Here is a 292-nt window from a genome sequence, read left to right as displayed (position 1 = left end):
GATCAATCCGCGGTCCGCGCAGCTGTACGCGCCGGATCAGGGTGCCGCGATGGCGCTGATCTTCACGCTGATGGTGTTCGCGATCGGCTACGGCCTGCAGGGGCTGCTGGCGCGGCGGGCGATCGGGCGGGCCCGCAAGGCCGTCGCCGCTCCTGACCTGACGTCGCTGTCCGCGGCACCGGGTGGCGGTGGGGCGGACGCGTCCGCGACCGCCACGATCGCCGTGGCGAAGCACCGCACGCGCGCCCCGGGCCGCTGAGACGCGTCCGCTGCGGTTCAGGGCTCTCGATCC

General features: G+C 74.3%; 1 protein-coding gene. It reads left to right on the top strand.

Annotated elements, in window-relative coordinates; all coding sequences use genetic code 11:
- On the top strand, nt 1-259 hold a 259-nt coding region (locus tag KI686_RS16460), incomplete at its 5' end, for a hypothetical protein (protein ID WP_237590395.1).
- Nucleotides 260-292: the final 33 nt, after the last annotated feature.

Origin of the sequence: Polaribacter sargassicola (assembly GCF_021991835.1) — a bacterium.
In the GTDB taxonomy this organism is placed as follows: domain Bacteria; phylum Bacteroidota; class Bacteroidia; order Flavobacteriales; family Flavobacteriaceae; genus Polaribacter; species Polaribacter sargassicola.
Note: the sequence above shows the minus strand (reverse complement) of the source record. Positions and strands in the feature narration are given on the sequence as shown.